The sequence below is a fragment of the Pseudomonas sp. PvP100 genome (assembly GCF_017833055.1).
Taxonomy (GTDB): domain Bacteria; phylum Pseudomonadota; class Gammaproteobacteria; order Pseudomonadales; family Pseudomonadaceae; genus Aquipseudomonas; species Aquipseudomonas syringae.
Genome location: NZ_JAFIBO010000001.1, coordinates 112,122 through 135,884 on the forward strand (window position 1 = coordinate 112,122; position 23,763 = coordinate 135,884).

General features: G+C 59.5%; 23 protein-coding genes. 10 read left to right on the top strand and 13 right to left on the bottom strand.

Features of this window, described 5'->3' with window-relative positions; all coding sequences use genetic code 11:
* Nucleotides 1–363: 363 nt before the first annotated feature.
* Together fdxA and mutS are read right to left on the bottom strand one after the other, a co-directional pair.
* Nucleotides 364–687, bottom strand: coding sequence for a ferredoxin FdxA (fdxA, locus tag JOE39_RS00490; protein ID WP_003314327.1), 324 nt, complete (start codon nt 685–687; stop codon nt 364–366).
* Nucleotides 688–946: 259 nt separating this feature from the next.
* Nucleotides 947–3,514: a DNA mismatch repair protein MutS gene (gene mutS / locus JOE39_RS00495; RefSeq protein WP_161420914.1), complete on the bottom strand. Its 2,568-nt coding sequence runs from the start codon at nt 3,512–3,514 to the stop codon at nt 947–949.
* 153 nt (nt 3,515–3,667) lie between these two features.
* Between mutS and JOE39_RS00500 the strand changes: the two genes are divergently transcribed.
* From JOE39_RS00500 to recX, 4 genes are all read left to right on the top strand, one after another.
* Nucleotides 3,668–3,910, top strand: coding sequence for a damage-inducible protein CinA (locus JOE39_RS00500; protein ID WP_158497986.1), 243 nt, complete (start codon nt 3,668–3,670; stop codon nt 3,908–3,910).
* Nucleotides 3,911–3,986: 76 nt separating this feature from the next.
* The gene (locus tag JOE39_RS00505) at nt 3,987–4,502 is read left to right on the top strand and encodes a nicotinamide-nucleotide amidohydrolase family protein (RefSeq protein ID WP_245227462.1); all 516 of its coding nucleotides are present in this window, start codon (nt 3,987–3,989) and stop codon (nt 4,500–4,502) included.
* Nucleotides 4,503–4,595: 93 nt separating this feature from the next.
* Complete coding sequence (gene recA / locus JOE39_RS00510; protein WP_002554688.1) at nt 4,596–5,660, top strand: recombinase RecA; 1,065 nt, start codon at nt 4,596–4,598, stop codon at nt 5,658–5,660.
* A gap of 5 nt (nt 5,661–5,665) precedes the next feature.
* Nucleotides 5,666–6,133, top strand: coding sequence for a recombination regulator RecX (gene recX / locus JOE39_RS00515; RefSeq protein WP_004418679.1), 468 nt, complete (start codon nt 5,666–5,668; stop codon nt 6,131–6,133).
* Nucleotides 6,134–6,146: 13 nt separating this feature from the next.
* Here the strand turns inward: recX and JOE39_RS00520 are convergent, their stop codons facing one another.
* Nucleotides 6,147–7,259 (bottom strand): LOG family protein, encoded by a 1,113-nt coding sequence (locus JOE39_RS00520; protein WP_003422071.1) that lies wholly within the window; start codon nt 7,257–7,259, stop codon nt 6,147–6,149.
* A 193-nt stretch (nt 7,260–7,452) separates the two neighbouring features.
* Nucleotides 7,453–7,869 (bottom strand): quorum-sensing-regulated virulence factor family protein, encoded by a 417-nt coding sequence (locus JOE39_RS00525; protein WP_003314332.1) that lies wholly within the window; start codon nt 7,867–7,869, stop codon nt 7,453–7,455.
* 254 nt (nt 7,870–8,123) lie between these two features.
* Here JOE39_RS00525 and JOE39_RS00530 point away from each other — a divergent pair, with 254 nt between their 5' ends.
* From JOE39_RS00530 to JOE39_RS00545, 4 genes are all read left to right on the top strand, one after another.
* Nucleotides 8,124–8,834: a tRNA-uridine aminocarboxypropyltransferase gene (locus JOE39_RS00530; protein WP_032658468.1), complete on the top strand. Its 711-nt coding sequence runs from the start codon at nt 8,124–8,126 to the stop codon at nt 8,832–8,834.
* Between the two features lie 46 nt (nt 8,835–8,880).
* Nucleotides 8,881–9,063 (top strand): hypothetical protein, encoded by a 183-nt coding sequence (locus tag JOE39_RS00535; protein WP_004418676.1) that lies wholly within the window; start codon nt 8,881–8,883, stop codon nt 9,061–9,063.
* 15 nt (nt 9,064–9,078) lie between these two features.
* A complete protein-coding gene (erdR, locus tag JOE39_RS00540) occupies nt 9,079–9,726 on the top strand; it encodes a response regulator transcription factor ErdR (protein ID WP_003319664.1) in 648 nt (215 codons plus the stop codon).
* An 83-nt stretch (nt 9,727–9,809) separates the two neighbouring features.
* Nucleotides 9,810–10,175, top strand: coding sequence for a diacylglycerol kinase (locus JOE39_RS00545; RefSeq protein ID WP_003314336.1), 366 nt, complete (start codon nt 9,810–9,812; stop codon nt 10,173–10,175).
* Nucleotides 10,176–10,194: 19 nt separating this feature from the next.
* Here JOE39_RS00545 and JOE39_RS00550 read toward each other — a convergent pair whose 3' ends face one another.
* Complete coding sequence (locus JOE39_RS00550) at nt 10,195–11,121, bottom strand: LysR family transcriptional regulator (RefSeq protein WP_210078042.1); 927 nt, start codon at nt 11,119–11,121, stop codon at nt 10,195–10,197.
* Nucleotides 11,122–11,244: 123 nt separating this feature from the next.
* Between JOE39_RS00550 and fpr the strand changes: the two genes are divergently transcribed.
* On the top strand, nt 11,245–12,024 hold the full coding sequence (gene fpr / locus JOE39_RS00555; RefSeq protein WP_002554680.1) for a ferredoxin-NADP reductase: 780 nt from the start codon (nt 11,245–11,247) through the stop codon (nt 12,022–12,024).
* 96 nt (nt 12,025–12,120) lie between these two features.
* Here the strand turns inward: fpr and tsaA are convergent, their stop codons facing one another.
* The 6 genes from tsaA to JOE39_RS00585 all read right to left on the bottom strand — a co-directional run bounded on the left by tsaA (nt 12,121) and on the right by JOE39_RS00585 (nt 17,457).
* A complete protein-coding gene (gene tsaA / locus JOE39_RS00560) occupies nt 12,121–12,813 on the bottom strand; it encodes a tRNA (N6-threonylcarbamoyladenosine(37)-N6)-methyltransferase TrmO (RefSeq protein ID WP_016567424.1) in 693 nt (230 codons plus the stop codon).
* Between the two features lie 10 nt (nt 12,814–12,823).
* Complete coding sequence (locus JOE39_RS00565; RefSeq protein WP_210078040.1) at nt 12,824–13,285, bottom strand: DUF1456 family protein; 462 nt, start codon at nt 13,283–13,285, stop codon at nt 12,824–12,826.
* 79 nt (nt 13,286–13,364) lie between these two features.
* Complete coding sequence (locus JOE39_RS00570) at nt 13,365–14,075, bottom strand: rRNA pseudouridine synthase (protein WP_003339519.1); 711 nt, start codon at nt 14,073–14,075, stop codon at nt 13,365–13,367.
* Nucleotides 14,076–14,167: 92 nt separating this feature from the next.
* Nucleotides 14,168–14,608, bottom strand: coding sequence for a GNAT family N-acetyltransferase (locus JOE39_RS00575; protein ID WP_003390997.1), 441 nt, complete (start codon nt 14,606–14,608; stop codon nt 14,168–14,170).
* Between the two features lie 102 nt (nt 14,609–14,710).
* Entirely contained in the window at nt 14,711–16,054 is a 1,344-nt protein-coding gene (gene rimO, locus JOE39_RS00580) for a 30S ribosomal protein S12 methylthiotransferase RimO (RefSeq protein WP_032658470.1), read from the bottom strand.
* A gap of 311 nt (nt 16,055–16,365) precedes the next feature.
* The gene (locus tag JOE39_RS00585) at nt 16,366–17,457 is read right to left on the bottom strand and encodes a catalase family protein (protein WP_210078039.1); all 1,092 of its coding nucleotides are present in this window, start codon (nt 17,455–17,457) and stop codon (nt 16,366–16,368) included.
* A 333-nt stretch (nt 17,458–17,790) separates the two neighbouring features.
* On the opposite strand from JOE39_RS00585, the gene JOE39_RS00590 reads away from it, so the two are divergent.
* Nucleotides 17,791–19,686, top strand: a complete 1,896-nt coding sequence (locus JOE39_RS00590) for a potassium transporter Kup (RefSeq protein WP_003390988.1) — start codon at nt 17,791–17,793, stop codon at nt 19,684–19,686.
* A gap of 87 nt (nt 19,687–19,773) precedes the next feature.
* On the opposite strand, the gene JOE39_RS00595 is transcribed toward JOE39_RS00590, so the two are convergent.
* Both JOE39_RS00595 and mprF read right to left on the bottom strand, forming a co-directional pair.
* Nucleotides 19,774–21,108 carry an AcvB/VirJ family lysyl-phosphatidylglycerol hydrolase gene (locus tag JOE39_RS00595; RefSeq protein ID WP_017278890.1) on the bottom strand — a complete coding sequence of 445 codons (1,335 nt, stop codon included), beginning with the start codon at nt 21,106–21,108 and terminating at the stop codon, nt 19,774–19,776.
* Nucleotides 21,108–23,750 carry a bifunctional lysylphosphatidylglycerol flippase/synthetase MprF gene (gene mprF / locus JOE39_RS00600; RefSeq protein WP_003409381.1) on the bottom strand — a complete coding sequence of 881 codons (2,643 nt, stop codon included), beginning with the start codon at nt 23,748–23,750 and terminating at the stop codon, nt 21,108–21,110. The genes JOE39_RS00595 and mprF overlap by 1 nt, the downstream gene beginning before the upstream one ends.
* Nucleotides 23,751–23,763: the final 13 nt, after the last annotated feature.

The window sequence follows — 23,763 nt, forward strand, 5'->3', positions numbered from 1 at the left end:
GCTGTAAGTCATTCAGGTAACCGGAGTGAGGCTTGTCGCCAATTCATCGGTTTTTTTATCGCAAGATGTTGTTTTAGAATGAGTTTTAATTCTGAAAGGCAATTGTCCAGGAAATATTCTGGAGCGTTTCGGGTGTTGCTCTCCCGCGTGATATCTCTAATATCGGAGCTGTGCCAACGGACCGGCACAGGCTATCAAGGATGACGGCCAAGGACATCGCGGGATGCGATTCATCAGGATGATGACAAGGGAATACAGGGATCAAGGAAAAATGTGGGCGGGTCACACCGCCCCTTTTTTTGTCTGCAGAAAATCGTATCCGACAAAAAAGGCCCTCTTGAGGGCCTTTTGTCTGTATGGAATCTAGCGTTCCAGATCAGCGATCTTGCCTGTTTTGCCGTCCCACTCTGCCGCATCCGGCATCGCATCTTTCTTCTCGGTGATGTTGGGCCAGATTTCGGCAAGCTCGGCATTCAGCTCGATGAAGTTTTCCATGCCGGCAGGGATCTCGTCTTCCGAGTAGATGGCTACGGCAGGGCACTCTGGCTCGCAAAGCGCGCAGTCGATGCACTCGTCCGGGTGGATCACCAGGAAATTCGGGCCTTCGTAAAAGCAGTCCACCGGACAGACTTCTACGCAGTCGGTGTACTTGCACTTGATGCAGTTGTCGGTGACGACGAAGGTCATTTCTAATTTTCTCCTCAGGCGGCTGCGGCAGAGCCCTTCCAGACAGGGGTGCCAGGTTCGGGAGGTTTCCCGGCCCTATGAAAACACGTGCTTTTGGTGGGTGGCCTTGAGGCAGTAAGACTGCGTCGTCTACTACCTGTCCCTGCTACCTACCGGCGGTTCGCTGCATTTTCACGCGGCTCGAAAAACGCCTCGACCAGGCTAAAAGCCGAGAGCGTCCCAAACCGCGCGGGATTCTAACAGTATGTAACGCTTCGCGTCACAGGCGAGTTTGCAATGTGTATAGCAAATCCAGCGCCTGCCGCGGGGTCATATCGTCGACCTTGACCTTCGACAGCTCGTCGAGCACCGGGTGCGGCAGACTTGCGAACATATCGCTCTGTTGCGGGACTGCGGGCTTGCCGGGTTTGGCGCGCGGCTGCTCGTGCGGCAGGCTGGTGGTTTCCAGACGCTGCAAGTGCTCCTTGGCGCGGCTGATGACCTTGCCCGGCACGCCGGCCAGTTGCGCCACGGCCAGACCGTAACTCTGGCTCGCAGGCCCTGGCAGGACGCGGTGCAGGAACACGATGCGCTCATTATGCTCGGTGGCGTTGAGGTGCACATTGGTCACCAGCGGCTCGCTTTCCGGCAACACCGTCAGTTCGAAATAGTGCGTGGCGAACAGTGTGTAGGCGCGCAGTTGTGCGAGGCACTCAGCCGCCGCCCAGGCCAGCGAAAGGCCGTCGAAAGTACTGGTGCCGCGCCCGACTTCGTCCATCAGCACCAGACTTTTATCGGTCGCGTTGTGCAGAATGTTTGCCGTTTCGCTCATTTCCACCATGAATGTCGAGCGTCCGCCCGCCAGGTCGTCGCTGGAGCCGATGCGGGTGAAGATCCGGTCGACCAGCGACAGTTCGCAGCTGGCAGCGGGGACGAAGCTGCCGATATGGGCCAGCAGCACGATCAGCGCCGTCTGACGCATATAGGTCGATTTACCGCCCATGTTCGGGCCGGTGATGACCAGCATGCGCGTGCTGTCGTCCAGCGCCAGGTCGTTGGCAACGAAAGGCGTACTCAGCACCTGTTCCACGACCGGATGGCGGCCCTGCTCGATGCGCATGCAAGGTTCGGCGACAAAGCGTGGGCAATTGAGGTCCAGGTTCAGCGCGCGCTCCGCAAGGTTGCTCAGCACGTCCAGTTCGGCCAGCGCCGCCGCTGTGTCCTGAAGCGGCGCAAGATGACCGATCAGGTCTTCGAGCAGTGTTTCGTAGAGCATCTTTTCCCGAGCCAGCGCGCGGCTCTTGGCCGACAACGCCTTGTCTTCGAACTCCTTGAGCTCGGGTGTGATAAAGCGTTCGGCACCCTTCAGGGTCTGGCGGCGTATGTAATCAGCCGGCGCCTGCTCAGCCTGCTTGCTTGGCAGCTCGATAAAATAGCCATGCACGCGGTTGTAGCCAACTTTCAGGTTGCCGAGGCCGGTGCGGGCTTTTTCGCGGGCTTCCAGGTCGATCAGGAACTGACCGGCGTTTTCACTCAGCGACTGCAGATCATCCAGTTCAGCGTCGTAGCCGGTCTTCAAGACACCGCCGTCACGGATGACCGCAGGCGGATTGTCGATGATCGCGCGCTGCAGCAGGTCGGCCAGCTCGGGATAGGTGCTGGCAGTCTGCGCAAGTTGCTGCAGGTGCGGCGCGTCCAGATCGGTCATCGCCTGTTGCAGTTCGGGCAGGGCGCTCAGGGCGTCGCGCAGGCGGGCGAGGTCACGTGGCCGCGCGTTACGCAGGCCGATACGCGCCAGAATCCGCTCGATGTCGCCGATTTCCTTGAGCTGTGGTTGCAGGTTTTCGAAGCGATAGCGTTCCAGAAAGCAGGTGATTGACGTCTGGCGTGCCTGAAGGATGGTCAGGTCGCGCAATGGCCGGTTCAGCCAGCGGGTCAGCAGCCTTGTTCCCATTGCGGTCTGGCAGCGGTCCATCACCGATTGCAGGGTGTTGTCACGGCCCCCGGACAGGTTGGTGTCCAGTTCCAGGTTACGGCGACTGGCTGCATCGAGGATCACGGTATCGTCGAGACGTTCGTGACGCAGGCTGCGTAAATGGGGCAGGGCGGTGCGCTGGGTTTCCTTGGCATAGCTGAGCAGGCAGCCGGCAGCACCGATGGCCAGCGTCAGGTTTTCGCAACCGAAACCCTTGAGGTCCTGGGTTGCAAACTGCTGACACAGACTTTTATGGGCTGAGTCGCGCTCGAAATCCCAGGGCGCGCGACGTCGAGAACCGCGGCGCTTCTCGGCAGGCAGACCTTGTGGCCAGTCATCCGGAATCAGCAACTCGACCGGGTTGATGCGCTCGAGCTCGGCCAGCAGGTTCTCCCAGCCCTTGATCTCCAGCACACTGAAGTTGCCACTGGTGATATCCAGTACCGCCAGGCCGAACAGGCGTTCGTCACCCAGCACGGCGGCGATCAGGTTATCGCGGCGCTCGTCGAGCAGGGCCTCATCGCTGATGGTCCCTGGCGTGATGATCCGTACCACCTGACGATCCACCGGCCCCTTGCTGGTGGCGGGGTCGCCGATCTGCTCGCAGATCACCACCGATTCGCCCAGTTTCACCAGCTTGGCCAGATAACCCTCGGCTGCGTGGTAGGGAATCCCGCACATGGGAATGCTCTGACCTGCCGACTGGCCGCGTGCGGTCAGGGTTATATCCAGCAGCTTGGCGGCTTTCTTCGCGTCTTCGTAGAAGATCTCGTAGAAATCGCCCATGCGATAAAACATCAGTTGATCCAGGTGCTGGTTTTTGAGTTTCCAGTACTGCTGCATCATCGGAGTGTGTGCGGAGAGGTCGGAAATTGCTTTATTCATCAGTGGCTTAGGCAAGTTCTTGAGAGGAGTGAGGCAACCTTGAGACGCGACGGGTGGCCCTTGTCTGAAACAAGGGGCGTCTGCCGGGTATGTGCGATGGCGGCAAGGTTATCACGCTCGACCGGGTGGTGCAGTGACAGCGTGGCTTCCCGCGTATTGGTGACCGGGCGTTTCCAGACAGCCATGCATCCCGATTTGCCGTATAGACTTTCATCGCTGCCACTCGATCACCGGGCGGTAACTTATAAAAAAGGACTTTTATATGAAGAACAAACGAGCAAGGGATTCTGTGAGCGGGCGCTTCATCCCTTTGGAAGAAGCCAGAAAAAGGCCGAGAGAAACCACGGTGGAAACGGTCAAAAAGCCCGGGCGCAGGAAAAATGACAAGTAAAGCAGCATGCTCAGCCCTGTTGCGCGGCAGATGCGCCGCCTCAGGATTCACCTTTACAGGCTTTCCAGCATGAATGATTACATCGTGAATGAGATAACCGGGCTTGCCGATACGCTTGGCAGGCTTCTGGGTGCAATGAACGCGCAGGCGACTACTGCCGAATCCTGTACGGGGGGCGGAATCGCTGAAGCGATCACGCGCATTGCCGGCAGCTCGGCGTGGTTCGAAGCGGGCTACGTGACCTATTCGAATGTCCAGAAGACCCGCCAGCTGGGAGTGCCCGAGATGTTGTTCGAACAGGTCGGGGCGGTCAGCCAGGCGGTTGTCGAAGCCATGGTGCGAGGCGCACAGCGTGAAAGTGGTGCGCGATTCGCCGTTGCGGTCAGCGGTGTCGCAGGGCCCGGCGGCGGTTCGCCGGACAAACCGGTCGGTACCGTGTGGCTGTGCTGGGGCAAGGATGATGCGCTGATCGCCCGGCGTTGCCACTTCGATGGCGACCGTGATCAGGTCCGTCGACAGACGGTTGAAGCTGCGCTGGACGGGCTGATACAGCTTGCACGCGGAGAAATGCCAAAACAGGGGTAGGCGCGCGCTCACTGCTGTGGAATAATACTGTCTACTTATACAGGTGTTGTGGCCATCAAGGCCCTAATTGAATTTGATTACGTGAGGACTTCAATGGACGACAACAAGAAGAAAGCCTTGGCTGCGGCCTTGGGTCAGATCGAGCGTCAGTTCGGTAAAGGTGCCGTGATGCGCATGGGCGATCATGATCGCCAGGCGATTCCTGCCATCTCCACCGGTTCGCTGGGTCTGGATATCGCTCTCGGTATTGGTGGTCTGCCGAAAGGCCGAATCGTGGAAATCTACGGTCCTGAGTCTTCCGGTAAAACCACGCTGACACTGTCGGTCATCGCTCAGGCCCAGAAAATGGGTGCTACCTGCGCCTTTGTCGACGCCGAGCACGCACTGGATCCGGAATACGCCGGCAAGTTGGGCGTCAACGTCGACGACCTGCTGGTTTCGCAGCCGGACACCGGTGAGCAGGCGCTGGAAATCACCGACATGCTGGTGCGCTCCAACGCCATTGACGTGATCGTGGTCGACTCCGTTGCTGCGCTGGTGCCCAAGGCAGAGATCGAAGGCGAAATGGGTGACATGCACGTGGGTCTGCAGGCACGTCTGATGTCGCAGGCGCTGCGCAAGATCACCGGCAACATCAAGAACGCCAACTGCCTGGTGATCTTCATCAACCAGATCCGTATGAAGATCGGCGTGATGTTCGGCAGCCCTGAAACCACCACCGGTGGTAACGCGCTGAAATTCTACGCTTCGGTACGTCTGGACATCCGCCGTACAGGCGCGGTCAAGGAAGGCGATGAAGTTGTCGGCAGCGAAACCCGCGTCAAGGTCGTGAAGAACAAGGTAGCTCCGCCGTTCCGTCAGGCCGAGTTCCAGATTCTTTATGGTAAGGGTATCTACCTGAACGGTGAAATCGTCGATCTGGCCGTTCTGCATGGTTTTGTCGAGAAGTCCGGCGCCTGGTACAGCTACCAGGGCAGCAAGATTGGTCAGGGTAAGGCCAACTCGGCCAAGTTCCTGGCAGATAACCCGGAAATCTGTAAAGCGCTCGAGAAGCAGATCCGCGACAAGCTGCTGACCCCTGGCGTCGATACCAAGGCTGTCGGCTCCCGTGAAGCAGTGGCTGCCGATGACATGTCTGAAGCAGATGTCGATATCTGATAGCCATGCCTGCCGTGCTCGATACACCGGTCGCCGTCAGGCGCACTGCAATGGACCTGCTCGCACGTCGCGAGCACGGTCGAGTCGAGCTGACGCGTAAACTGCGTCAGCGCGGCGCTCCCCCCGAGCTTATCGATGCAGCCCTTGATCGTCTGGTCGAGGAAGGACTGCTCTCTGAATCCCGTTACCTCGAAAGCTTCGTTTCTTACCGGGCACGTTCGGGCTACGGTCCTGTTCGTATTCGCGAAGAGCTTGGTCAGCGTGGCTTGCAACGTGCCGACATTGAGCAGGCGCTCAGAGAGTGCGGCGTTGATTGGCAGGAAAAGCTTCACGAGCTCTGGCAGCGCAAGTTTGCCGGTACTTTGCCTGTCGATGCGCGCGAGCGAGCCAAGCAGGGGCGTTTTCTGAGTTATCGCGGCTATCCGCTGGAAATGATCGGCCGCTTGTTAAGCGGCCGTGGCGGAGATGACTGATATATCCGGGGGCTTACTGTGGCGTCCGGTTCCGAGCTGCGTCCCTTGTCGCTGAAGCGTCTTCCCAGTTTTCCTGTTGATTGATGTAATCCACCAGTTCCCGAAGTCTGCCCTGATTGCGCCCTGTGAAGGTGAACGCCAGTCGTGTCAGGTGACTGAATTGCGCTTCATCGTGCTCTTCGCCCTGATAACTGTGCTGATGAAAGTTTTCATTGATGCACAGGTCAGCGAACGCTTCCTGCATGTGCTCCAGGGCCTGTTCGTTCAGCGCATGATGCATACGGATCACGAACTTGTTTTTCAACCAGCGGCTGGAATGGAAGTTCGCATAAAACCGGTTGATCTCTTCCACCGCCTCGTCGGCGCTGTAAACCAGCCTCATCAGCTTCATGTCGGCTGGCAGAATGTAGTGATTGTCCTGCAACTGATGCTTGATGAAGTCCAGCGCACCTTGCCAGAAACTCCCGCCAGGCGTATCCAGCAATACAACAGGCACCAACGGGCTTTTGCCGGTTTGTATCAGCGTCAGCACTTCCAGGGCTTCATCCAGAGTTCCGAACCCGCCTGGGCATAGCACCAGCGCGTCGGCTTCCTTGACGAAGAACAGCTTGCGCGTGAAGAAGAAGTGGAAGGGCAGCAGGTTTTCGCTGCCTTCTACCGTCGGGTTGGCGTGCTGTTCGAAAGGCAGGGTAATGTTGAACCCGAGGCTGTGTTTCAAGCCTGCACCGGCATGGGCTGCCGCCATGATGCCGCCGCCTGCGCCGGTGATGACCATCATGTCGGCGCGGGCCAGTTTTTCACCCAGCTCTGTGGCTTGTGCGTACAGCGGATGTTCCATTGGTGTACGGGCGGAGCCGAACACAGTGACTTTGCGGCGGCCCTTGAAGCGTTCGAGCACCCGAAAGGCTTTGTCCAGTTCGCGCAGGGTTTGCAGCGTTATCTTGACGTCCCAGCGGTTGCGGTCATCCTGGGCCATGCGCAGCACCGTGAGCATCATGTCGCGGTACAGCGGCAGGTTTTTCGTGCCCGGAGCCACCTCATTGATGTGCTCTTCAATCTTGCTGGTCAGGTCGAGGCCGTCGCTTTGAAAGTGTCGGGATAGAAGATCGTCAGGTACATACGGCATTCGGGATTTTTCCTCCTGCAGGATCAATGGCCCAGTGGGGCGTGTTGAACCGATGATGTCCCGGTTTGCAGAGAAAGGCTACCCATTGCCTGTTCATTGCCAGGGTGGATTAGTTGCAGGATGTCTTGAGTATTGCTCGACTGACGCGCCTGAGGGACAGGCGCGCGGGGGGCGGCTACATGTCGGGCGTGGCTTATTGCTTGGGCTTTACAGTGCAGTCGGAAGCCTGAAAGGTCTGCGTCACAACCGGGCGGTTGGTCTTGTACTCGGTGAACTGATACTTGAGTACGGCCCCCTTGGTCATCAACTGGCGGAAACCATTGTTGTGGCAAACGCTATTACCCAACTGGTTGCGCATCACGTCCGGATTAGCGCGCATCTGCTGAGCCTGGCCTTCACGAACGCTCAGGTGGTTGATCAACTGGTTGCCGCTGACGGTATAGCCCTGATCGAGGATGTCTTCGTTGATCGCTCGCGGCGTGCCGACACTGCTTTCCTTAGCGACTTTTTCCAGCATCTTGCTGAGTTCGAACTCCTGTTTCGACGCCGCTTGGGCGCACAGTGGAGCAACGAGCAAAAGCGTAAGGGTGGGTACGATAAGGCGCAGCATTAAACTCTCCTGATTAAGTCACTGGCCGTTGGACCAGCGACTTCAAAGTGCGTTCCGGGCAGCCCACCGATAGCGCGGGGTGCTGTGGCGCAGCAGTATAGAGCAGGAGCCTTGATCGGGCCTAGGCTCTGTGCGAAAAGAGGCCTCCGTACCGAAAGCGCGTTGAAGTGCCGGGCCTCTGATAAACTGCGCGGACTTTAATCCTGCCGAGTCTTTGTGGTGTCGATGTATTTCCCCCGCAGGCATGTCCTGTAATGAGCCATGCCGTTTCCCGCCTGCGCGATGAGCGTCTGGCCCGCAGTACCAGGCCTTTTATTGCCCGTGGCTCGCGCGCGCCGCGCTGTCCGGAATGTCGGGTTATCTCCAGCTATTGTCTGTGCGAATGGCGACCCAGCGTCGCTGCCGACTCAGGCATCTGCCTGCTGATGTATGACACTGAGCCCTTGAAGCCGACCAACACCGGTTGGCTGATTGCCGATGTCATCCAGGACACTCATGCCTTCCTCTGGTCGCGGATAGAGGTCGATGAGCAATTGCTCGCCTTGCTGGACGACCCGCAGTGGCAGCCCTACATCGTCTTTCCCGGAGAATTTGTCGCCGAGGAGCGCGTGGTCAATAAGGTCTCGCGCCTGGATGGCAGGCGCCCGTTGTTCATTCTGCTGGATGCTACCTGGACCGAAGCGCGCAAGATGTTTCGCAAGAGTCCTTATCTGGAGCGGTTTCCGGTCTTGAGTCTGGAACCCGAGCAGATCTCGCGCTACCGTTTGCGTCGATCCAGGCGCGACGACCACTTCTGCACGGCGGAAGTGGCCGCCCTCTGTCTGGAACTGGCTGGTGATGCCAGTGCCAGCGGCGTGCTGGATGCTTATCTGGACGTGTTCAGCGCTCATTATCTGGGCGCCAAGTATCAGAACCCGATTGATCCCGACGACGTGGCGCATACCCATTTGAAGGCCTTCATTTGAAGGCTGTTCATAACCAGTGGCGGTCGAACTGCGCGGGTTTGGCTAATTGCCATCTATGTTCCCGGGTATCGACGCTTCGCGCTTGACCGTCATGGCCATGCTGGGCATGCTTGGCGCCGCCTGGAAGCCGATTCATCTGGTCTGGCAGTGCGCCGGAGCCCGCTACGGGTTTCGCGCCGAGCGTTCGCCAGCCTCGCTGGGCGGCCGATTCTTCGGCCCCTCACTATAAAAACAGGATCATTACATGACCTACGACATCCTGATCGCTGATGATCATCCCCTGTTTCGCAGTGCGCTGCATCAGGCGCTGAGCATCGGCCTGGGGCCTGACGCAAGGCTGGTCGAGGCAGAAAGCATTGCCCAGCTTGAGTCGCGGCTGGGGGAAAAGGCTGATTGGGATCTGGTTCTGCTGGACCTGAACATGCCTGGTGCCTATGGTTTCTCCGGGCTGGTCCTGTTGCGTGGCCAGTACCCGCAGATACCGGTGGTGATGGTCTCGGCGCAGGAAGAGGCTTCTATCGTGGTGCGCTCCAGAGAGTTTGGTGCCAGTGGCTTCATTCCCAAATCCAGCTCGCTGGAAGTCATTCAGCAGGCGGTACGCACGGTGCTTGACGGTGACGTCTGGTGGCCGCCGCAGGTCAATGAAGTGATCAGTGTTTCAGACGAAGCAAAGGCTGCCAGCGCAGGCCTTGCCAGCCTGACGCCGCAGCAGTTTCGAGTGTTGACGATGGTCTGTGAAGGCTTGCTGAACAAGCAGATCGCTTCCGAGCTCAGCGTGTCCGAAGCCACCATCAAGGCACATGTCACGGCGATTTTCCGCAAGCTTGGCGTACGCACGCGTACCCAGGCAGCATTGTTGTTACAGCAGCTTGAGTCCATTTCGTCCAGCTGACGGCTTTCAGGTTGCGAGCATTCACGCTTTTTTGACCTTTATTGCCTTAGCTTTCCTCATCTTTTTTACACAGCAGCCTCTCTATGTCGCCCTTCAAAGGCCAAACCGGTCTGAAACGTATTCTTAACGCCGCTGGTTACTCACTGGACGGTATGCGCGCAGCCTTCAAAGGTGAAGCGGCCTTCCGCCAGTTGGTGCTGCTCAACGTGGTCCTGATTCCGCTGTCGTTTTTCCTGCACGTAAGCAAGGGCGAGCATGCCCTGCTGGTTGCCGTGTGCCTGCTGGCGCTGATCGTCGAGTTGCTTAACTCGGCCGTAGAGGCGGCCATTGACCGTATCTCCCTGGACTTGCACCCGCTGTCCAAGAACGCCAAGGACATGGGCAGTGCTGCCCAGTTCATCGCCTTGAGCATGATCGGTCTGGTGTGGGCGATCATTCTGCTGGGCTGACGCCTTTCATACAGACTCGTCAATACAGGCTGGGCAGCACGATCTCGTCGCTGCGCTGCACCCCGGCGGTGAACGCGCGGCACAGCTCGAGAAACTCGCGCATGGCCGAGGTCTGGTATTTCTGTTTGTGCCAAATGAAGTAGAACTGCCTGGCCAGGTCCAGCTCCGGCGTGGCCAGTTCGACCAGATTGCCGCGACGAAAGGCGTCGCGCAGCGCCAGTCTGGAAATGCAGCCAATGCCCAGCCCGGATTCGACTGCGCGCTTGATGGCTTCGGTGTGCTCGAGCTCCAGTCGGACATTCAGCCCGTTACGATGATGACGCATCGCCTGGTCGAAGGTCAGGCGTGTGCCTGAGCCCTGTTCCCGGAGAATCCAGGCTTCATGGGTCAGCTCTTCCAGGGTTACCTGGGCGCGCTTGGCCAGCGGATGCTGCGGGGCGCAGAACACCACAAGTTCGTCTTCGACCCAGGATTGCACTTCGATGTCCGGGTGGCTGTAATCGCCTTCGATGAGGCCCAGATCGATCTCGTAGTGCGCAACCTGTTGCACGATATGCGCGGTGTTCTGGACATGCAGCTTGACCTGGCTTTCCGGGTGGCGCTGCATGTAGCCGCCGATCAGCAGCGTCGCCAGGTAATTGCCGATCGTCAGCGTCGCCCCGACCGCCAGTGAGCCGAAGCCTGACTTGCCATTGAGCAGGTCTTCGATTTCCTTGGCCTGATCGAGCAGCGCGACGGCTTGCGGCAGCAATTGCCTGCCGGTGGCGTTAAGGCTGAGGCGCTTGCCGGCGCGGTCAAACAGCTGGCAGCTCGATTGGCGCTCCAGCTCGGTGATGGAGGTGCTGGCAGCCGACTGCGAAAGCGAAAGCAGTACCGCGGCTTTGGAGACGCTTTCCTGCCGGGCGACGGCTACAAATACCTGGAGCTGACGGAGAGTAAATCGCATATCTATATAACCGATAACCTATATCTTGATAATTCATTTAACAGATATTGTGTCTGCCACTAGAATGTCGCGCAATAGCGCAGTGCTTCTGCGCGCACTATTTTTTCAGGAGTCCTCACGTACATGAGCAACATGAACCACGAGCGTGTCCTCAGCGTCCACCACTGGAACGACACCCTCTTCAGTTTCAAGTGCACCCGCGACCCTGGTTTGCGTTTCGAGAACGGTCAGTTCGTAATGATCGGTCTGCAGCAGCCAAACGGTCGTCCGCTCATGCGTGCCTATTCGATTGCCAGCCCGAACTGGGAAGAGCATCTGGAATTCTTCAGCATCAAGGTGCCTGACGGCCCGCTGACTTCCCAGCTGCAGCACCTCAAGGAAGGTGACGAGATCATCATCAGCAAGAAGCCTACGGGTACGCTGGTGCTGGACGATCTCAAGCCGGGCAAGCATCTTTACCTGCTGAGCACCGGTACCGGCCTTGCGCCGTTCATGAGTGTCATCCAGGATCCCGAAACCTACGAGCGTTTCGAGAAAGTCATCCTCTGCCACGGCGTGCGTTACGTGAACGAAGTCGCCTATCGCGAGTTCATCACCGAGCATCTGCCGCAGAATGAGTTCTTCGGTGAAGCGCTGCGTGACAAGCTGATCTACTACCCGACGGTCACCCGCGAGCCCTTCGAGAACGAAGGTCGTCTGACCGACCTGATGCGCAGCGGCAAGCTGTTCAGCGACATCGGCCTGCCGCCGATCAACCCGCAGGACGACCGTGCCATGTTGTGCGGCAGCCCGAGCATGCTCGACGAGACCAGCGAAGTGCTTAACAGCTTCGGCCTGACCGTTTCGCCGCGTATGCGTGAGCCGGGCGACTATCTGATCGAGCGTGCGTTCGTCGAGAAGTAAGCCGGCTGCACAAGACCCGCCTCGTCCTTGAGTGGATCAGGCGGGTTTTTGTTGCGCGGATTTTTTCGCCCCAATCAGTTCAGACCAGCAGCAGCTTCAGGCGAGCAGTACTTCCAGCACGCAAATCACGCCGGCCTGCGGGTAGTGCCAGCGCACGTCCAGATCCCAGAACTGAGCGCCATAGCGACGTTCCGGCGTGGGTAGCTGGTAGGCCGGGCGCGGGTCCTGGGCCAGACACTGCTCGATCAGTTCGACCAGCGGCTCATTCAGGCGCAGCGCGTGTTCACGAGCCTGTTGCAGCGCGGCGTTTTGCCAGTGCACCGGTATCAGGGCTGGGGCAGCACTGGCGATGTGGTTGGTCGCATCGCCAATTGCATCGGCGTAGGGTACGTAGGGCTTGATGTCCAGCACCGGCGTGCCATCCAGCAGGTCGATGCCGGACAGCCAGAGTCGCCCGGCCTCGACCTTGTCCAGCTTGACCACCGACTGGCCGATGCCGTTGGGGCGATGGGTTGCGCGGGTAGCGAACACGCCCATCGACTGGTTGCCACCCAGGCGCGGCGGGCGCACCTTCAGGCGGGGCTTGTCTTCCAGCGCCAGGTGGAACAGAAACAGCAGCCAGACGTGACTGACCTGTTCCAGCCCCTGAACGGCTTCACCCTGATCGAACGGTGCCACCAGCTCCAGCACTCCGCGTGCCGCCGGGGCCAGCTGTGGCTGGCGCGGGATGGCGAATTTCTCCTTGAAGCAGGAGCGCACGAAGCCGACAGGGGAGACGTTGTAGCTCATCGAGGCTGGTTCAGCCGCGCACGCGCAGGATCAGGCCCTTGAGGAAATTGCGCAGCAGTTGATCGCCACAGGCGCGATAGTTGGTGTGTCCGACCTTGCGGAACAGAGCGCTCAGTTCTGGTTTGGAAACCGGGAAGTCGACCGATTTGAGGATGGCGTGCATATCGTCTTCTTTCAGTTCGAACGCCACGCGCAGTTTTTTCAGCACGATATTGTTGGTGATCGGCAAATCGATCGCCTGTGGCGGACGGCTTTCGTCCTTGCCACGCTTGAAGTAGACCAGGCCATCAAGGAAGTGCGCCATGATTTCATCGCTGCAATCCAGGTAGCCTTCTTCTTCGTCTTTTTTCATGAAAGCGATGACATCGCTCTTCGACACTTCAAAACCGGTCAGTGCGGTGATCTCGACAACCTTGCTGTCGCTGATATCGAGCATGTAGCGCACGCTGCGCAGTACATCGTTGTTCATCATGAGGCGTATTTCCTGATAAGTCGTAGGGCAGCGCATGACGGTGGTCATGCGCGCTGTAATAAGGTGGTTGGCGCGAGGGTCAGAACTTTTCCTTGGCCGTCATGTAGCGCCACTGGCCCTCGGGCAGTTTGCCCATGGACACGCCGCCGATGCGGATGCGGCGAATGGCGACGATCTTCAGGCCGACGGCCTCGCACAGCAGGGCGATGATGCCGGGCTGCGGATTTTTCATCGCAAAACGCAGGCGGTTCTCGTTCTGCCAGCTGGCTTTCACGGCTGGCAGCTCCTTGCCTTTGTAGGTCAGACCGTGGTTCAGCCGGTTGAGGCCATGAGCAACCATCTCGCCCGAGATCTCCACCACGTATTCCTGCTCGATCTTGCTGCGGTCATCGGTGAGCTTGCGCAGGATCTTCCAGTCCTGGCTGAACACCATCAAGCCGCTGGCATTGGCCTGAAGGCTTGAAATCGCCTCAAGGCGCATGAAATGACCCTTGAGCGGACGCTTGCTGTAGCTGTGCTCTACGGAAAGCGTGCCCGGCGTAATCATCTGCAAAGCCTCTTCGGCGCTTGCCGAGGCGGGTTTGTGCAGGATGATCGTCACAGGCTCCGGGGAGTCGGCCTTGGCGTCCGGGCTGAGCTCGATTTTCTGGGTGCTGACCTTGAAGTGCGGCTCTTCGATGACCTCGCCGTCCACAGTGACCCAGCCACCCTCGATAAACAGTTCGGCCTCCCGGCGGGAGCAACCGACCAGCTCGATAAGGCGTTTGGAAAGGCGAATGGGGTCTGTCATGACAAAAAAGCCGTTTGCTAAAATAAAGTCGCCATTGTAACCGCCCGGCGACGGTTAATCGCGGCAACATTGCATTTGCGCTGCAATCGGTGTCAGTGACGGCCGGTCAGGCGCATTCTGAGCATGGGGTAAGGCTGGCCCAGACCATCGACTTCAGAGCGGCTGACAACCTCGAAACCATGCCTGCGGTAAAATCCCAACGCCTGCGTATTCTGCTCGTTGACGTCCAGTTCACGGATATTGAACTGCTCGATTGCATGATTCAGCAGCTGTGTGCCCAGCTTCTGGCCGCGATGGTCAGGTTCGATGAACAGAATATCCAGACGGCTGTTACGCGTGCCTGCAAAGCCGGTGATGTTGAGCTGCTCATCCCGGGTACAGAACAGGGTCACACTGCCTAGATATTGCGGCAGCAGCACCTTGAGCCGGGTGATGTAGGCGTCTGGCAGAAAGTCATGGGTCGCGCGCACCGAGCGTTCCCATACCTCGGTCAATTCCGGGTAATCGTGGGTATCCGGCGTATACAACGGCATCTCGTGTCCTCCTTTCAGCTTGTCCTGGATAGACAGCAGCCAGAGACGAAAAAGCCCTGCCGGTTAAAGGGCAGGGCTTTCGCTTGCGACCAGGGAGAGCGCTTAGAGCATTTCGGCCCACAGGTCGTATTCGTCGGCATCGGTCACTCGGCACATGAGCTTGTCGCCGGGCTGAACGGTGCTGCCGTCTTCCAGGCCGATGAACACGTTGCCGTCGATTTCCGGGGCGTCGAAGAAGCAGCGGCCCACGGCTCCACGATCGTCGACTTCGTCGATCAGCACTTCGATTTCCTTGCCGATCTTCATCTGCAGGCGCGCAGCGCTGATTGCCTGTTGATGAGCCATGAAACGATCCCAGCGATCCTGTTTGACGTCGTCCGGCACGATGGCCGCGTCCAGCAGATTGGCAGGCGCGCCCTCAACCGGCGAGTACTGGAAGCAGCCAACCCGGTCCAGCTGCGCTTCGGTCAACCAGTCCAGCAGGTACTGGAAGTCTTCTTCGGTTTCGCCGGGAAAGCCGACGATGAAGGTCGAACGGATGATCAGGTCAGGGCACTGCTCACGCCAGTTCTTGATGCGTGCCAGGGTCTTGTCTTCGAAGGCCGGACGTTTCATAAGCTTGAGGATTTTCGGGCTGGCGTGCTGGAACGGGATGTCCAGGTACGGCAGGATCTTGCCAGCGGCCATCAACGGGATCAGTTCGTCCACGTGCGGGTACGGGTAGACATAGTGCAGGCGCACCCAGACACCCATCGAGCCCAGCGCCTGGCACAGCTCGGTCATGCGGGTTTTGACCGGCTGGCCGTCCCAGAAACCGGTGCGGTATTTGACGTCAACGCCATAGGCACTGGTGTCCTGGGAAATAACCAGCAGTTCCTTCACACCGGATTTGACCAGGCGCTTGGCCTCGTCCAGCACATCACCCACCGGGCGGCTGACCAGTTTGCCGCGCATCGACGGGATGATGCAGAAGCTGCAACTGTGGTTGCAGCCTTCGGAAATTTTCAGATACGCGTAGTGACGCGGGGTCAGCTTGACGCCTTGTGGCGGCACCAGGTCGATCAACGGATTGTGATCCTTGCGGGGCGGCACTACGTCGTGCACCGCGTTGACCACCTGCTCGTACTGCTGCGGGCCGGTCACCGACAGGACGCTCGGATGCACATTGCGAATGACACTCGCATCGACGCCCATGCAGCCGGTCACGATGACCTTGCCGTTTTCCTTTATGGCTTCGCCGATCACTTCCAGCGACTCGGCCTTGGCCGTATCGATGAAGCCACAGGTGTTGACCACCACTACGTCGGCGTCCTCGTAGGTCGCAACGACTTCGTAACCTTCCATGCGCAGTTGGGTCAGGATGCGTTCAGAGTCAACGAGTGCCTTTGGGCAACCCAGTGAAACGAATCCAACCTTGGGGGCGGACGGCGTGGTGACGGTGGACATGGCAAACCTCGGCGTGAAGGGCGCCCGGGCGCGAAGCGCAGGCGCTGACTGGGCGCTTGCTGCGCCTCTGATCAAAAAGTGCGCAATTCTAGCGGCGAGTGGGCAGGATGACCAGCGTTTGCATGAGAATTACGACGTACGCGAGACACAGCCGGGGCCAGCGCGTGCTTGGCCGATTGCTTCACCACCGACAGTAAGTCGGTTACACGCAGTGTATCGAGGAGGATGGCCGATGTTGCAACGGGTGACGGTGACATTTTGAATGAAGTCCAGGCCCACCTGTGCAGGCCTGAACTGACTTTCACATGCTCTTAGCGCCGCGGTTCATGCATCGGGCAGCCATTGTGCTGACTGCGAAAGCCCGCCGAGTGTTCATAGGCCGGTTTGCGCACGCGCATGACGCCGCCCAACGGACGATGCGCCTCAAGGCCATGCCATGGGCTGAATGCCATGGCTTCGTCGATTTCCTGGATGTTTTGCTCGGACCACGAAGACTGGCAGGGCACATCGATTCGAGCGACGGTTACGTAAGGGCTGAGGTCTTCCGGCCAGATCGCCGAGGCGTCCTCGATCGGCATTTTCTCCAAGTCCGTGGCCAACTGGACGCGGACTTCCCAGCTGGCATCGTGTTCAAGAAAGAACGCCTTGACCGCTTCGCGCAGACCGTCCGGGTTGTCTTTCAGGTCCACAGCCTTGTCGGTCAGCGCAATCAGCTCGGCGGAGACGGGCACGACGCTGAGCTTGGCGTAGTAGGGGCCGTATAGAAACGGTACGACGGTGTAGAACGTCTCGCCCAGGATGTGGGTCATCGGGTGCCCGCCGAGACTTCTCAGTGTGCCACTTTCGCCCCCGGCAGACTCGATCACCGACTCGATGCCGCGCAGGACGGCAGACAGCGCGCGTTTCATGCTCGGCGCCTTGTCGGTCGTCTTGGCCAGCAGCTTCAAGGTCTTCAGGAAGGCCTTGGGGTCCTTGGCGGTAAAGGCCTTGGCGTTTTGCATGACGAAATCCTGAGTGGTTGCCTCTGCGCTGCCAGGCAAGCGCGGGCCTTCGACGCCGACCAGTTTGATGGCCAGGCCTCTGGGCGTGGACACCTTGTCGTCGAGAATGTCGCCCGGGTTGGTCGAGAAGCGCATGACGACCGGGAAGTTGCCGGGCCTGGCAAAGGCACCCTGGGCCAACGGCTCGGGCAGGTCGTCGTAAACCTGAATCTGACCGTGGAGCAAGCCATGGGCCTTGGCGTGCACACTGCGAATGGCGTGCCCTGTGTCTTGATACGTGGTCTCCAGGATGGAGTGCATGGCTTCGACCAGCTCTTTGCTGGTCTGCGCTTCATCGTCCGGGACGACTTCAAATGAGGGCTGGAAGGGCAGCGGCTGGACAGTCAGGTTTTGTGTGGTCATCAGGGCATCTCGGTCAGAGGTAATCAGGGTGCCCGGGCGTCGATGCGGTTCTTGTAGACCCCTGATGCGGCAGGCTTAACTAATGACCGGCCGATATTTTTGTCGTTCCATGAGAAATATTGCCTCGAAAAACTCCCTCAACAGGCAGTGATCAAGGCAGGGAGGCAAGCCGGATCGTTGCGATGATCTGCGTTTCACCAAGAATTACGACGAGTGCTGCGTTATGCTTCGCGCCATCGCGCCGAGGCATGTCAATGCCTGGCTGAATCTGAATTGTTACGCCTTGTGATGTTCTCAGTGTTGAACCTCATGTCTGGTTTCCGGGAGTAGTGGATGAGTCAAGCAAACAGTCATGCGGAGGCCGGCGGCGCTGCCAAGCCCATCGGGTTGCTGATCGCCGCGGTAGGGGTGGTTTATGGCGATATCGGCACCAGTCCGCTGTACACCCTCAAGGAGGTGTTTCAGGGTGGTTACGGTGTGGACGTGACCCATGACGCGATTCTCGGCGTGCTGTCGCTGATCTTCTGGTCGCTGATCTGGGTGGTTTCCTTCAAATACATGGCGTTCGTACTGCGTGCCGATAACCAGGGCGAGGGCGGCATCATGGCGCTGATGGCCCTGGCGCGGCGAGCGTCGGCCAAACATCCCCGGCTGCAAATGATGATGGTGGTGTTCGGACTGTTCGGTGCCGCGTTGTTCTACGGTGACAGCATGATCACCCCGGCAGTTTCGGTCTTGTCGGCGATGGAAGGGCTGGAGCTGGCGTTCGATGGTCTCGATCACTGGATCGTGCCCATGGCGCTGGTTGTGCTGGTGGGCCTGTTTCTGATTCAGCGTCATGGCACCGCGCGCATCGGCGTGCTGTTCGGCCCGGTGATGGTGATCTGGTTTCTGGTGCTCGGCGCGCTGGGTGTCTACGGCATCATGCAGTCGCCGGAAGTGCTGAAAGCGGTCAACCCGGCATGGGGTGTGAATTTTTTCATCATCCATCCGGGCATCGGTGTGGCCATTCTGGGTGCTGTGGTGCTTGCCCTGACAGGGGCCGAGGCGCTGTACGCCGACATGGGCCACTTCGGTCGCAAGCCGATTTCCCGTGCCTGGTTCATCCTCGTGCTGCCTGCGCTGCTGCTCAACTATTTCGGTCAGGGTGCGCTGGTGCTGGGCAACCCTGAAGCGGTTCGTAACCCGTTCTACCTGCTGGCGCCGGGTTGGGCGCTGCTGCCACTGATCGGTCTGTCGACGATGGCGACCATCATTGCCTCGCAAGCGGTGATCTCCGGCGCCTTCTCGATGACACTGCAGGCGATCCAGCTGGGCTACATTCCGCGCATGCACATCCAGCACACCTCCAGCGACGCGCAAGGTCAGATCTACATCGGTGCCGTCAACTGGGCGCTGATGGCGGGCGTGATTCTGCTGGTAATCGGCTTCGAATCGTCTGGCGCGCTGGCGTCTGCCTACGGCGTCGCGGTGACCGGGACCATGCTCTGCACCACCATTCTGGTGTCCACGGTCATGCTGATGCTCTGGAAATGGCCGCCGTTGCTGGCCGTTCCGCTGCTGATCTGCCTGCTGCTGGTGGACGGTCTGTTCTTCGCGGCCAACGTGCCGAAGATCTTCCAGGGCGGGGCTTTCCCGGTACTGGCGGGCGCGGTGCTGTTTATCCTCATGACCACCTGGAAGCGCGGCAAGCAATTGCTCGCGGAGCGAATCGACGAGGGCGGCCTGCCATTGCCGATCTTCATCGGCAGTATTCGCGTCCAGCCGCCGCATCGGGTACAGGGCACGGCAGTGTTCCTGACTGCACGTTCGGACGCCGTGCCCCATGCGTTGCTGCACAACATGCTGCACAACCAGGTGTTGCACGAGCAAGTGGTGCTGTTGACGGTGGTGTATGAAGATTCGCCGCGTGTGCCGTCCGCTCAGCGCTTCGAAGTCGAATCCTATGGCGAAGGCTTCTATCGGGTGATCCTGCACTTCGGCTTTATCGATGAGCCCGATGTACCGGCTGCGCTAGCCCTGTGTCACTTGCCGGAGCTGGACTTCAGTCCGATGCGCACCACGTACTTTCTCAGCCGCGAGACGGTGATCCCGTCCAAGATGGATGGCATGGCGCGCTGGCGTGAAGCGTTGTTCGCCTTCATGCTCAAGAACGCCAACGGCAACCTGCGCTTCTTCAAGCTGCCGTTCAATCGGGTGATCGAGCTGGGTACCCAAGTGGAGATGTAAACGTTGACCGGGCTGTCCGGCAGCGCAGATAAAAAAATCCCGGCAACCTCACGGTGCCGGGATTTTTTTTGGTAGCAAACTGCAGCGTTACTGAGCGGCAGTCTTGCCCTGACGCTTGTTGATCGCGTCGATCAGGCGTTTGGCCAGCGCCGGATAGTCCTCATCGAAGTGATGACCGCCTGGCAACTGAACCGCTTCGCCGACGGCGGTAGTGTCAGTGCAACCGCTGTCTTTCTTCTCTTCGACGCCGTAAACGCAGAACACCTTGGCGGCTGGCAGCTTGGCCATTTCCTGTCCTGTGGTGGCTTCCTTGCCCGCGTTGCCGAGCCAGCCGTCAACGTGAATCTCGAAGCTGCCGGTGCGCGCAAAGGCCAGCAGAATGATCGCGTCCACCCGGTTCTGATCGTCTGCGGCCAGGCGATTGTAGATCGCCGGCATGACGTCCGCACCGAACGAGTAGCCCGCCAGGATGAAGCGCTTGGTGCCCCATTTCTGACGGTAGTGGTTCATCAGGTCGGTGAGGTCGACGGCGGTCTGTTCCGGCGTCTTGTGTTCCCAGTAGTAGCGCAGTACGTCAATGCCTACCACCGGGTAACCCATCTTGGCCATGTCGCCGGCCACGACTTTGTCCAGGTCGCGCCATCCGCCGTCACCGGACATGAACAGCGTCACGGTGTCGGAAGGCTGGCTGGCCGGGACTTCGACCGTCGGTATGCCCAGTCCGCCACTGTCATTTTCGCCGAGCAGCAGATGACGAAGTTCGGTGTTGAGCACCTGGGGCAGCGGGATGTCGTAGTCGCTGATGCTGGTGTCGGCGTTGGTCTGGTCGCGCACGAACGCTGCGCTCGGATCATCCGGCGCGTCGTTCCAGGCGGCCAGCCAGTGCCCGTGCTCAGCCTTTTGCGGCAGGGGGACGTCGCAGATCTGTGGCGGCTTCTCGTCTTCTTCCAAAACGGGCGGCGGATTCGAGGCATGCTCAAGCGCAAAACCTACCGAAATGGCCTGCGCCTTGTCATCGGTCTGTCCGGCCAGCCAGCGCCAGGCCAGTGTCGCGCCAGGGCCTATGCCACCGACGACCTTTGCAGGGCCGTCGAGCTTCGTCAGAGCGTCCTGAAAGGTCTTCTGTTGCAGGACGCAGTCGTCTTTGGGCAACACCACCTGAATGATGCGTGCCGACGCATCCTTGCTGATCGCCAGCAATTGCTTGTCGCTCAGCATGTCTTCAGCAGTAACGGCCAGTGCGATACGGGTTTTGATGCTGGTGGCCGGCGTTACGCTGGTCAGCGGCGCGCCACCGTCAAGGTTAGAGTGTTCCAGTGATGCGGGCGGAGCGGGGCGGGTCCAGACCCAGACTCCCAGCGCCACGATTAAAAGAACAATTACCAGAGCTGCGAGCAAAAGGCGCCAGGAGCGTCGAATCATCAGCGTTTCACCAATCCAGTCAGGCCGCCCGCAATCAGGGCGGCGGTGTCAGCCAGTGCCACAAGCGGATCGAGTCCGGCAGGCACGGCCATATAACGAGGTTCCCAATCGGGCTGAAACTTGTCCTTGAAGCGACGCAGCCCCTGGAAGTTGTACAGCTGTTCGCCACGGCGGAAGATCATCGAACCCAGACGCTGGGTGATGGGCGCGCCGCGTCGTGGCTGCAGGCCCGACAAAGGCACCATGCCCAGGCTGAAGCGCGCGTAGCCCTGGGCTTTGTAATGCAGAATCAGGCCGACCATCATGAACTCCATGGTCAGCTTGGGTGCATCCGGGTGAGAGCGCATCAGGTCCAGGCTGGCCAGTTCCGGGCTGGTGGTTTCCAACAGGTTGGAGAACGCGACCGGCTTGCCCTGGAAGTGCACGATGGCAATGCGGAAGTACTTCAGGTACTCAGTACTGAAGCGGCCCAGCGAGAAGCCTTTTTCACGGACATTCTTGCCCGTCAGCCAAGCGTCGGAAATCACTTTCAGCTCGTCGATCGGCGCCTGGCCCGGTTCGTAGATTTCCAGTGAAAGACCGTCGCGGCCACCCCGGTTCCAGGTGTAACGCAGGTCTTTCATCTCCTTGCCCTTGGCGTCGATGTCGAAGCGACGCAGGTCGACGCGCGCTTCTTCACCCAGCTTGATGGCCGTGAGACCGATGTCCATGTAGAACGGCAGATTTTCTGCACGTACCTGGTAGAACACCGGACGCGCATGGTGCACGTCGCACAGGTCGCGGAATTGCCAGATCAGCTCGGCACGCTGCTGTGTGGGGCCGATCGGGTCGTAAAGCGCTACCAGGCTGCGGCCGCGATGCGAGTACATCAGGAACGCATTGCCGGCCGGATGGAACAGGATTGCCTTGTCGCCGGTCAGCACCAGGCCGCCATCCGGCTGTTTGGATGCTTTGAGGATCTCGGCTGCCTTGTCCAGGTCTGCCGCGTCGGGCAGCTTGATGACCGGTCTGGCGGTACGCAGCAACCAGGTCAGCGAAACCACGACCAGCAGCACTGCGCTGCCCAGCGCCGAACGCAGGCCGCGCGGGGCGTCTGCATCAAGGGTGAACTGCCACCACAACTGATGACTGTAGGGCACGTCCTGATAGGCGAACAGCAGCAGCCAGATCGAGGCACCGACCACACAGATGCTGGCAATCAGGTAGACCGGCGAGAACGGCAGTTCCAGCAGGCGACTTGGACGGTAGAACGAACGGCGGAAGGTCAGCAGCAGGCAGGCGGTCAGCAGCAGCATGCTGGCTTCTTCCCAGTCGAAGCCCTTGAGTATCGACAGCACTGCACCAACCAGCAGCAAAATAGAGGTCAGCATCCATGCAGCCGACAGTCGACGACGCAGGCCTTGGGCGAGCAGCAGGCACAGCACACCCACCAGACTGGCCCCGAAGTGCGACGCATCGATCAGCCGATGCGGGATCATGAAGCCGACGTTTTCCAGACGGGTGTCGATTTCAGGGGTGGCACCAGAGAAGAGCAGCACCACCCCCGACAAGAAAACCAGTAGTGCCAGAATCGGTGCCGCCAGCCCTGAAGCGACGCGCATGGCCTGCCGGGTCGGCAGCAGGCGCTGGGCCTCGGTAAACAGCAGGGTAAGGCAGGCCAGCAGCAGCGGCAGGATCACGTAGATCAGGCGATATAGCAGCAGCGCAGCGGCGAGCGGGGCGGCACCCAGCTCGTTGGCAAAGGCCGCAAGCAGAATCGCTTCGAACACGCCGACGCCGCCAGGCACATGGCTGAGCACGCCAGCCGCGAGCGCCAGCAGGTAGATAAGGATGAATGCACCCAGCGGCGGCGCATGCGGCAGCAGCAGGTACAGCACCATCGCTGCGGCGGCGACGTCCAGCGCGGTGATCACCAATTGAATCAGCGTCAGCTTCAAATCCGGAAGGCGCAAGGTGCGACGACCCAGACGAACCAGAATATTGTGCGGGATGTCCTGTTCCGGCAGGCGCCGACGGTAGACGAACACCGCCAGCAACAGACTGCCGATTAACACCGCTGTAGCGACTACAGCCAGCACGTCCACGGGAAGTTTGAGTGCCAGTGACGCGCCTGACAGGTTGCTCAGCGTGGCCAGTGCAGCCAGCGGCGGCAGCGCACAACCCAGTGACAGGCTGGCGAACACGGTCATGCGGGCGATTTCGATTGCGCCTACGCCGTGGCGTGAATAAAGCCTGTAGCGCACCGAGCCACCGGACAGCATCGACAGGCCGACCGCATTGCCGATGGCAAATGAGGTGAAGCCGCCTAGAAGCAGCGTCTTGATTGGCAGGTCGACATTGGCGTACCGACTGGCGGACAGTTCATAGCCCATCAGGATGATATAGCCGACGATTGCCGCGAGCAGCGCACCGCCCAGGGCGGGCAGGGGGACTGCGAACAGCGAATCGTGCAGCGCATACCAGTCCATTTCGACCAGCATGTGGCGGCAGGCTATAAGGGCCAGGCTGAACAACAGCAGCATCACCGCCAGCCCTATGGGCTGTCGGTATTTGCTCAGCAGCTCCCGCCAGTTATGGCGCGGTGGGCTGACGGGTTGCTCTGCATCAATGGTTTCATTGGAATCGGACATGTTGTCGCGCATCAATCACTCCTTG